Below are 8945 nucleotides of genomic sequence, written 5' to 3'. Positions count from 1 at the left end.
CGCGGCGCCGCCGCTTACCGCGCCCGCGCCAGCGGCGGACCGCGCTCCTCCCGCGTCCGGCGCACCCGCACCCGCGCCCGCGCCGCCCCTCGCCACCACCAGCGCCTCCTTGCCGCCGCAGGTCGGGATTGGTGACGGCAACCGGCTGACGGGCCTGCCGTGGCTCTGGCTCCTTGCCCTCCTGCCGCTGGCGGCGGCAGGCTGGTGGTGGCGACGCCGGCGGCAGGAGGCGCGGCCGGTGCGCGTCCCCGTCATCCAGAAGCCGCAGCTGCCGGTGGCGGCGAACGACGACAGCGCCGCATCGGGTTTGACCGGACGCGACGGGTCCGGACCTGCCCCGCAGCTCGCGGTCGAACTGGTGGCGATGAAGCTGACTCGCAGCTTCATGAACGCGACGCTTGCCTACCGGATCACCGTCCGCAACCGCGGCGCCGCGCCCGCGCGGGAGCTGGCGGTGACCGGCGAGCTGGTGGGCGCCCACGGGTCGCAGCCGCTCGAGAACCAGATCGCGTCTGCCGAGGCGCGGCTGCCGCTGCTGCACACGGTGGACCGGCTCGCACCGGGTCAGGCGCTGTCGCTCGACGGCACGCTGGTGCTGCCGGTCCATGCCATCACTCCGATCCGGCAGGGTTCCGCGGCGCTGTTCGTGCCTCTCCTGCGGCTGGTGGTGTCCGGGCCGGGACTGGACCCGCTCGCCCGCACCTTCGTCGTGGGGCAGCCTGGCACCGGCCTCACCGGGCGGCTGCAGCCCTTCCGCCTCGACGAGCCACCGCGCAGCTACCAGCCGATCGCGCAGCGCGCCCTCGACTAGCGGCGCCCGCCGCGCTACCGCTCCCGGCCATGGACACCCTGGTGGATGCGGAACGGTTCTGCGCTTCCGGCGGAGCGATGCCTGCGGTGCCCGTCGACGCGAGCCTGCATCTGCCAAGTGCCGGGCGAAACGCGCGGGAGGACTTCGCGCGCGCCCGTCTGCCGGACGCCCGGTTCCTCGATCTTGCCAGCCTGACCGATCCGGACGCGGACGCGCCCGCCGCCGTGCCGTCGGCGGCGCAGTTTGCCGCGGCGGTCGCAGCCCTCGGTCTGCGGCCGGACATGCCCGTGCTCCTCTATGACGACAGCGCCTTGCGCAGCGCGGCACGGGCATGGTTCATCTTCACCCTTTACGGCTGGCGGGACGTGCGGCTGCTCGACGGCGGGCTGGACGCCTGGCGCCGGGCCGGTCTGCCGCTCGAAACCGGTCCGCCGTCCCCGCGGGACAGCGTCTCCTCGACCCTGCCCTTGCCCGCGCGCGACGCGGCCCGGTTGCGGGACAAGCGGGAGGTGCTGGACATGGTCGCGACACGCCGCGAGCAGATCGTGGACGCGCGCGATCCGGCACGCTTCTCCGGGGCGTCCGCCGACGCGGTGCACGGTCTGCCGGGCGGCCACATTCCCGGCGCCCTCAACCTGCCCTATGCGAACCTTCTCGACAAGAAGGGACGGTTCCTGCCGCCGGCGCGGCTGCGACAAGTCTTCGCCGAGGCGGGTGTCGATCTTGAGCAACCGATCGTGGGCAGTTGCGGCAGCGGCGTGACGGCCTGCGTCGTCCTGTTCGCAGCGCATCTGCTCGGGGCGCGCCAGATTGCGCTGTACGATGGGAGCTGGCTGGAGTGGGGAGCCGATCCCGACACGCCCAAGGCGGCCGGAGCCGCAGCGGCGTGACGGGTCCGGTTGCCGACACGTGCGGCCCGGTGACACGGGCCGTGACCGCCGGACGGGCGGGTGAATGGGCGCAGCGGACGGTCAATCCGCCCCTCTGGCGCGCGAGCACGCACCTCTTCCCCGACTGCGCATCCCTGCGGGCGGCGCGGCCCGATGATGCCGACGGGCACAGGTTCTTCTACGGAAGGCAGGGCGGACCGACGCACTGGGCGCTGGAGACCGCGCTGACCGAACTGGAGCCGGGGGCTGCAGGAGCCGTGCTCTACCCGTCGGGACTGGCGGCGGTCACGGGCGCGCTGCTGACCGTCCTGCATCCCGGCGACACGCTGCTCCTGACCCGCAACGTCTACGGGCCGACCCGCGCGTTCGCCGCAGACGTGCTTGCACAATTTGGTGTCCGAGTGCGCACATTCGACCCCCTCGACCATGCGGCGTTCAGCCGGCTGTGCCGCGAGGGCGCCGCGGCGATCATGCTGGAGAGCCCGGGCAGCCTCACCTTCGAAGTGACGGACGTGCCCGCCCTTGCGGCGATCGCCCGGGCGCAGGGAGCCGCCGTCCTGATCGACAACACCTGGGCGACAAGCCTCGGATTTCCCGCGCTGACCCGCGGCTGTGACATCGCCGTTACCGCGCTGACCAAGCACGCCGGCGGTCATTCGGACGTGCTGATGGGTGCCTGCACCGCCGGTCCGGAATGGCATGAGCGGCTGCGGCACATGGCGCGCCTGCTCGGCCACGTCGTGTCGCCGGACGATGCCGCGCTGGTGCTCCGGGGGCTGCGTACCCTGCCGCTGCGGCTGGCGCGCCAGCAGGACAGCGCCGTGCGCGTCGCCGGCTGGCTGTCCGGTCGGTCGGAGGTGGCGGAGGTGCGCTGTCCGCTGCTGCCCGGCGACCCTGGCCATGCGCTGTGGCGGCGCGACTTTGCCGGCGGGTGCGGGCTGTTCGCCTTCGCGCTGCGGGGCACTTCGCGCGAGCGGGACAGCTTCGTGGATGCGCTGCGCCGCTTCGGCATCGGCTACAGCTGGGGCGGGTTCGAGAGCCTGGCGCTGCCGATTGATCCGCCCGGTGCCGCCGCGCCGATGGTCCGGCTGTCGGTCGGGCTCGAGGACACGGACGATCTGCTGGCCGATCTCGATCAGGCGTTCAGCCGCCTGCGCGCCTGATCCTCACCTTTCGGCGCAGTCGCCTCAGAGCCAGCCGGCGTCCCAATACCAGCGCGCGGTGGCGGCGAGTCCCTCCTCCGCCCCGATGCGCGGCTGCCACAAGGCCCGTGGCGGGCGGGCCGCCGGATCCGCCACCCAGTCCGGATGCGCCATGTACCGGGCCCGGTCGCCGGTCAGCCGAGCCGCCTGTCCACGCACCCGTTCGTCGATCCCGGCCGCGAGGCGCAGGGCAACAGCCGGCACGGCCGGGGCGAACACCCGCCGGCGGCCCACCGCCCGCCCGATCATGCGCGCCAGCGCGCCATGCGTGTGCCCGCCGGCCGTGCCGTCGTCCGGCTCCATCATGGCAGGATCGGGCGCCGCGCCAACCAGCGCGACGAGCAGACGGGCGAGATCGCCGACATGGATGAGCGAGGCGCGTCCCGCCGGCGGCACGGGCACGACGCCGAACCGCGCCGCCAGCCGGAACAGCTCCAGCATTTCTGCGTCGCGCGGCCCGTAGACCGCCGGGGGGCGCACGATTGTCCAGTGCAGTCCGCTGCTGCGGACAACCTCCTCGGCCTGCCGCTTCGACGCGCCATAGCGCGACAGCTGCGGCTCGCGCGCGGCGAGGGACGACACGAACACCATGCGCCGGACACCGTGCCGCGTGGCGGTCTCCGCGAGCGCGCGGGTTCCGTCGACATTGACGGCCTTGAAAGCCGCCGGGTCGAGCGTGCGGACGAGGCCGGCGACGTGGATGACCGCGTCGGCATCGGCAACAAGCCGGTCCAGCGCCGCGCTGCTGGCGAGGTTGCCGGCGACGAACCGCACGCCCGGCGGCGCCGGTTCAGGCGGGGGCCGGCGGGCGAGCGCCGTGACACCGATCCCCTTCCCCAGGAGCGTCTCCAGCACAGCGCCGCCGACGAAGCCGGTCGCGCCCGTCAGCGCGATGCGCATCGACCTGCCCGTCAAAGCGGCGACCAGGCCACCGGCCCGCCCGCCCTCTCCGCGCCCTCTGCGTCCGCCTCCGCGCATTCCGCGCCTTCCGCGGGCGCGGGCAGATACCGCAGCACCGCGTCGAGCAGCGCATCAACGCCCTCGCCGGTTGCGCCCGAGACGAAGAACACCTCGCGCGCTCCGGCTCCGCGCAGCTCGCGGGCAAAGGCCTCGTTCAGTTCGTCGTCCGCAAGGTCGACCTTGTTCAGCGCCACCAGCCGCGGCTTGGCGTCGAGATCGGCGCCATAGGCGGCCAGTTCCTGTTCCACCGTGCGCATGGCGTCGGCGGGATCGGCGCCGGCGATGTCGATGAGGTGAATGAGGACACGGCACCGCTCGATGTGGCCGAGAAACCTGTCGCCCACTCCTGCCCCTTCCGCCGCGCCTTCGATGAGGCCGGGGATGTCCGCCACCACGAATTCGCGCTCGCGGTGCCGGACGACACCAAGCCGGGGCACGAGGGTCGTGAAGGCGTAGTCGCCGACCTTCGAGCGCGCATTCGAGATCTGGTTGATGAAGGTCGACTTGCCCGCGTTCGGCAAGCCGACGAGCCCGACATCCGCCAGCAGCTTCAGCCGCAGCCACACCCACATCTCCTGGGCCGGCATCCCCGGCTGATGCTGGCGCGGAGCGCGGTTGGTCGAGGTCTTGTAGCTGGCATTGCCCCGGCCGCCCATGCCGCCTTCCAGCAGCACGACGCGCTGTCCGGGACGGGTGAAATCGGCCAGCAGGTGCTCGCGATCCTCCGACAGGATCTGGGTTCCGACCGGCACCTTGATCACCAGCGGCCGGGCGTTGGCGCCGGTGCGGTCGCGCCCCATGCCGTGCCCGCCGCGCGCGGCCTTGAAATGCTGCGTGTACCGAAAATCGATCAGCGTGTTCAGCCCGGCCACCGCCTCGAATACGATGTCGCCGCCGCGCCCCCCATTGCCGCCGTCCGGCCCGCCGAACTCCACGAACTTTTCGCGGCGGAAGCTGACGGCGCCGGGGCCGCCAGCGCCCGACTTGAGGAAGATCTTCGCCTGGTCAAGAAAATGCATGGGGGCCAGATAGGCGCCCCGCCGCGATTGCGCCAGCCACGGCGCGGATCAGACCTGCAGCCACCGCGAGGCGGTGGTGGAGCCGAGGGGAATCGAACCCCTGACCTCGTCATTGCGAACGACGCGCTCTACCAACTGAGCTACGGCCCCTCTGCGCCATGCCCCTTAGCGGCGAGTTGCGGCCGCGAAAAGGGGCAAAAGCAGCGGAAGTGCGCCGGACGTCAGCGCAGCACCGGCCCGGCGGTGGGCAGGGGCTGCGGCACGGCGGGCGACGCCTGCGCGGCCAGAACCGCCTGCTGAAGCTCGTAGGGGTCCACCGGCACGGTGGCGCCGTAGGCCCGCTCCCACTCGCTCAGATCGCGCTGATACTGCTCGTAGCGGTTGAAGAACCCCTCGAAGATGGCCTCGATCGTCGGCAGCGCCGTCGCGGCGAACGCCCCCAGCTCTGCCGGCGGCACGGTGGCGGCCTGCGCGCTCAGGGCGAGCGCGCTGGCGCAGAACTCGTCGTGCACGGCGGGCGTGGCGAAGTAGTTGTAGACCTTGGTGATGTAGGCGTCCTCGCTCGCCCGGCCCGCGCGGCCATAGCGCTCCGCAAACTCGCGGGTGATGGAGCGGTTCGCCGTGCTGAGCGGCGTGCGGAACCGGGTCAGGAAGGTCTGGTAATTGCCGACCAGCGGCTCGTACTCGGGCGTCACGCAGTTCAGCGCCGCGACATTCAGCGCCGAACGCAGGTTCCAGATCGTCTGCGAGGGCGTGATCTGCGTGTTGACGGTCTGACGCACCCCGTCGGCCAGACGTGGCGGCAGCACGAGCCCTTCCGGCGCGCCCGGAGGCGGCAGCGGGCGAGGCGGCACCACGAACTGCGTCGTCACCGGCGGCGGCGCCACCGGAGCCGGCGGCGGCGCGGCCCGCTGGGCACAGCCCGCGGCCAGCAGCAGCACGGCCCCGGCACCCAGCCGCCGCGCCGACTTCGCCAGCCCGGTGCGTTTTGCGGTCTGTGCTGTCATGGTCGTCCCAACTCCTTCCGTCCCGTGCCAGCCATCATCTCACCCGAGCCGGCCTGTCCACAGGTCTACCGCTGGTGTTTGCCTGTGAAAACAGCATTTGCGGCCAGCCGTTGACGGTCCTGCCCCGACCGCGCCGCAAGCCTGGCACAGGAAGTTGCACGCCGACGGCGCATGCAAAAAGCCCGGAGCGCCGCGAGGCGCCCCGGGCCTGGTGCGACCCGCTGCCGTGAGCGGTTATTCGCGCTGCCCCAGGAACTGAAGCAGGAAGGTGAACATGTTGATGAAGTCGAGATACAGGCTGAGCGCACCCATGATGACGACCTTGCCGCGCATCTCGCTGCCCTGAAGATACTGATAGGCGTTCTTCAGCCGCTGCGTGTCATACGCGGTCAGCCCGGCAAAGATCAGCACGCCGATCGCGCTGATCGCGAGGGCAAGGCCGCCCGACTGCAGGAACATGTTGAGCAGCATGGCCACCAGCAGGCCGACCACGCCCATGATCAGGAAGGTGCCGAAGCCCGACAGATCCTTCTTGGTGGTGTACCCCCACAGGCTGAGGCCCGCAAAGGCACCCGCCGTGGCAAAGAAGGTCAGAGCGATGGACTCGCCGGTGAACCGCAGGAACAGGGTCGACAGGCTCAGCCCCATCAGCACGGCAAAGGTCCAGAACATCGCCTGAAGCGAGGCGCTGCTGAAGCGGTTCATGCCGAAGCTCATCGCGAAGACAATCGCCAGCGGCGAGAGGGCGACCAGCCACATCAGCGGCCCGCTGGCGAACGACAGCGCCAGCCCCGACTGGAACGTCAGCAGAGCGACGATACCCGTCAGCAGAACGCCCGAGGCCATGTAGTTGTAGATGGACAGCATGTACGACCGCAGTCCTTCGTCATAGACGACGGCCCGGTCGGTACGGCCCTGGAATGCGGATGACGCTCCCAGTCCGGTCGGTGTCCGCGGGGGGTCATTCCAGTTTGCCATTGCGTGTTCAACTCCTCTGGACGCGCTGGCACATCCAGGCGCGTGTCTGGGAACGAATATCAGAACAAATTGGTCCCGTTTCAAGCAAAACCGGCAGGGGCGCGCCCTTGATCGCCGGCGGCGGCGCGGCGCAGCTGCGCCCCGCTGTCGCGAATCGCGGTGAGCGCCTCGCGGATCGTTTCGGCAAGGCCACGCGCCTCCAGCACGTCCAGACCGGCCTGGGTCATGCCGCCCTTGCTGGCAACCCGCGCCGCCAGCAGGGGCAAGGCATCTTCGGATCGCGCCGCCAGCGCGGCCGCGCCCACGACCATGTCGCGAGTGAGCCTGTCGGCCACCGCCCGCTCCAGCCCGTTCGCTTCGGCCGCGTCCGCAAGAGCCGCCATGATCGCGAACACCAGCCCCGGACCCGATCCGGCGAGGGCGGTCACGAGGTCGAACCGATCTTCCCCGTCGAGCCACACCGCAGAACCGAGCATGGAGGCCAGCCGATCCACCACGGCCCCGTCGGCCGGGGAGAGCGGCGAGGAGGCGAGCGCGACCGGCGACGCGCCCAGCGCCGCCGCGAGGTTCGGCATCATCCGCACCCAGCCGGCCGCTCCCGGTGTGGCGGTCTTCAGCGCGTCGAGGTCGACGCCGGCCAGCACGGACAGCACCACCGTGCGGGGTCCGATGCAAGGCCGCAGCAAGGCCGCAACGTCCGGCAGGTGCTGCGGCTTGCAGGCGAGCAGCAGCCAGCGTTGCGGCCCCTTCGGCAGGCTGGTGGACAGCGAGACGCCTTCGGGTGCCGGCTTGGGCCGCGGATTGAACAGGCGCAGCGCTCCGGCCGGAACGCCCGCGCGCAGCCAGCCGGCCACCATGGCCTGCGCCATGACACCGTAGCCGACGACCAGCATGGGACCGGCCGCGCCGGGAAATCCCGGCGGCAGATCAGGCGGCGCCGGCGGCATCGATCATCGCTGCGGCGAGCGCCTCTTCGGGCGATTTCTCGCTCCACAGGGCGAATTGGAAGGCCGGAAAGAAGCGGTCGCACTCCTCGATGGCCGTTTCGGTGACACGCTGCGCCTGCGCCAGGGTGATCTCGCCCTCGTCGCTCAGCAGCACCGACGACCGGTAGGCCAGCACGCCGCTTCGCGACCAGAACTCGAAGTGGCCGAACCAGACTCGCTCGTTGGCCAGCGCCACCAGCCGCGCGATCGCCTCCGCCCGTTCCATGGGCACGGTGATCCCGGGCTGGCAGATGCCCTGAAGGACGTGGTCGCCCGCCCGGCGGATGAACCGCAGGACATACCGCCCCCAGGCGGCCTGCACCTCGCCCGCCATCTCCTCCGCGCCGTCCAGCCGGCACTGCCAGCCGCGCGCTTCGAACAGCGCCGCCATCAGCAGCAGCGGGCTGCTGCCGTCGATCCTGAGCGTCTCCGCCGTGTCCATGTCCAAGGAAGCTACTCCACCGTGCCTGCCTCCCTCTCTCCGACCGCCGCGCGGCTCACAAGGGGAAGAGGAAACGCGGCTGGGGAGAAGCGCGCAACGCTGTGGACAGGCGGTGCAAAACATCCCGCCGCCTGCGGGTCAGTCGAGCGCGACGACCTCCTCGCCGGCGGCGCTGTCAAAGCGCAGCACGTCCATGCCGGCGGCGCGCATCTTCGCGACCGCCTCGTCGGCCGCCTTGGCCGAGGCGAAGGGCCCGATCACCAGCCGGTGACGGCGCCCCGCCGCCGCGACATGCGGCGTGCGTCCCCGCAGGACATCCGCGTGCGCGCGGGTCAGGCGGCGCCAGTCGAAGGCGAACGCGTCGGCATTGCTGCCGGCCGCCACCTGCACCCAGAACCGCGCCGGGTGCGCCGGACGGGCCGCCGCAGCCGTTCCGCCCGCCCCTTCGCGCGCGTTCCGGCCGAACGCCGGACGGGCAGCGGCCGCAGCGGGAGCCGCTGCGCCGTTGCGCGTTGCAGGCGCAGCATTGCTCCCGCTTCGCGCGGCCGCCGTATCGGCTGCGTTTCGGCTCGGAGCCGAGGCGGGCGTGCGTTCGGCCGGTGCACGCGCGGCAGAGCGCGTCGGGGACGGCGCCGGCGGCTCCGTGCGCT

The 8945-nt window shown here is 71.7% G+C and carries 9 protein-coding genes, 1 tRNA gene and 1 pseudogene; 3 read left to right on the top strand and 8 right to left on the bottom strand.

Annotated elements, in window-relative coordinates; translation table 11 throughout:
• From ETO60_RS11085 to metC, 3 genes and pseudogenes are all read left to right on the top strand, one after another.
• Positions 1-811, top strand: a pseudogene (locus ETO60_RS11085) (hypothetical protein); the annotation flags it as partial.
• Positions 812-840: 29 nt separating this feature from the next.
• Complete coding sequence (locus ETO60_RS11080; protein ID WP_130005700.1) at positions 841-1701, top strand: sulfurtransferase; 861 nt, start codon at positions 841-843, stop codon at positions 1699-1701.
• Positions 1698-2864 (top strand): cystathionine beta-lyase, encoded by a 1167-nt coding sequence (gene metC, locus ETO60_RS11075; protein WP_234026465.1) that lies wholly within the window; start codon positions 1698-1700, stop codon positions 2862-2864. The genes ETO60_RS11080 and metC overlap by 4 nt, the downstream gene beginning before the upstream one ends.
• Positions 2865-2888: 24 nt before the next feature.
• On the opposite strand, the gene ETO60_RS11070 is transcribed toward metC, so the two are convergent.
• The 8 genes from ETO60_RS11070 to ETO60_RS11035 form a co-directional block, all read right to left on the bottom strand.
• On the bottom strand, positions 2889-3803 hold the full coding sequence (locus ETO60_RS11070) for an NAD-dependent epimerase/dehydratase family protein (protein WP_130005698.1): 915 nt from the start codon (positions 3801-3803) through the stop codon (positions 2889-2891).
• Between the two features lie 11 nt (positions 3804-3814).
• Positions 3815-4882: a GTPase ObgE gene (gene obgE / locus ETO60_RS11065; RefSeq protein WP_130005696.1), complete on the bottom strand. Its 1068-nt coding sequence runs from the start codon at positions 4880-4882 to the stop codon at positions 3815-3817.
• Positions 4883-4956: 74 nt separating this feature from the next.
• Positions 4957-5032: transfer RNA gene (locus ETO60_RS11060), tRNA-Ala, on the bottom strand.
• A gap of 71 nt (positions 5033-5103) precedes the next feature.
• Positions 5104-5889, bottom strand: coding sequence for a hypothetical protein (locus tag ETO60_RS11055; protein WP_130005694.1), 786 nt, complete (start codon positions 5887-5889; stop codon positions 5104-5106).
• Positions 5890-6123: 234 nt separating this feature from the next.
• The gene (locus ETO60_RS11050; RefSeq protein WP_130005692.1) at positions 6124-6867 is read right to left on the bottom strand and encodes a Bax inhibitor-1/YccA family protein; all 744 of its coding nucleotides are present in this window, start codon (positions 6865-6867) and stop codon (positions 6124-6126) included.
• Between the two features lie 80 nt (positions 6868-6947).
• Positions 6948-7814, bottom strand: coding sequence for a pyrroline-5-carboxylate reductase family protein (locus ETO60_RS11045; protein WP_234026464.1), 867 nt, complete (start codon positions 7812-7814; stop codon positions 6948-6950).
• Entirely contained in the window at positions 7795-8295 is a 501-nt protein-coding gene (locus ETO60_RS11040; RefSeq protein WP_130005704.1) for a type III secretion system chaperone family protein, read from the bottom strand. The genes ETO60_RS11045 and ETO60_RS11040 overlap by 20 nt, the downstream gene beginning before the upstream one ends.
• Before the next feature lie 138 nt (positions 8296-8433).
• The coding region (locus ETO60_RS11035; protein ID WP_130005690.1) for an SPOR domain-containing protein at positions 8434-8945 on the bottom strand (512 nt) is incomplete at its 5' end.

It is taken from the genome of Qipengyuania thermophila (assembly GCF_004153605.1).
Classification (GTDB): Bacteria; Pseudomonadota; Alphaproteobacteria; order Sphingomonadales; family Sphingomonadaceae; genus Qipengyuania_B; species Qipengyuania_B thermophila.
Note: the sequence above shows the minus strand (reverse complement) of the source record. Positions and strands in the feature narration are given on the sequence as shown.

Excerpts from the sequence above, each read along its gene's own strand:
- ETO60_RS11070 (WP_130005698.1), bottom strand. The coding sequence starts at position 3,803 with ATGCGCATCGCGCTGACGGGCGCGACCGGCTTCGTCGGCGGCGCTGTG.
- ETO60_RS11050 (WP_130005692.1), bottom strand. The coding sequence starts at position 6,867 with ATGGCAAACTGGAATGACCCCCCGCGGACACCGACCGGACTGGGAGCG.
- obgE (WP_130005696.1), bottom strand. The coding sequence starts at position 4,882 with ATGCATTTTCTTGACCAGGCGAAGATCTTCCTCAAGTCGGGCGCTGGC.
- ETO60_RS11055 (WP_130005694.1), bottom strand. The coding sequence starts at position 5,889 with ATGACAGCACAGACCGCAAAACGCACCGGGCTGGCGAAGTCGGCGCGG.
- ETO60_RS11045 (WP_234026464.1), bottom strand. The coding sequence starts at position 7,814 with ATGCCGCCGGCGCCGCCTGATCTGCCGCCGGGATTTCCCGGCGCGGCC.
- ETO60_RS11080 (WP_130005700.1), top strand. The coding sequence starts at position 841 with ATGGACACCCTGGTGGATGCGGAACGGTTCTGCGCTTCCGGCGGAGCG.
- ETO60_RS11040 (WP_130005704.1), bottom strand. The coding sequence starts at position 8,295 with ATGGACACGGCGGAGACGCTCAGGATCGACGGCAGCAGCCCGCTGCTG.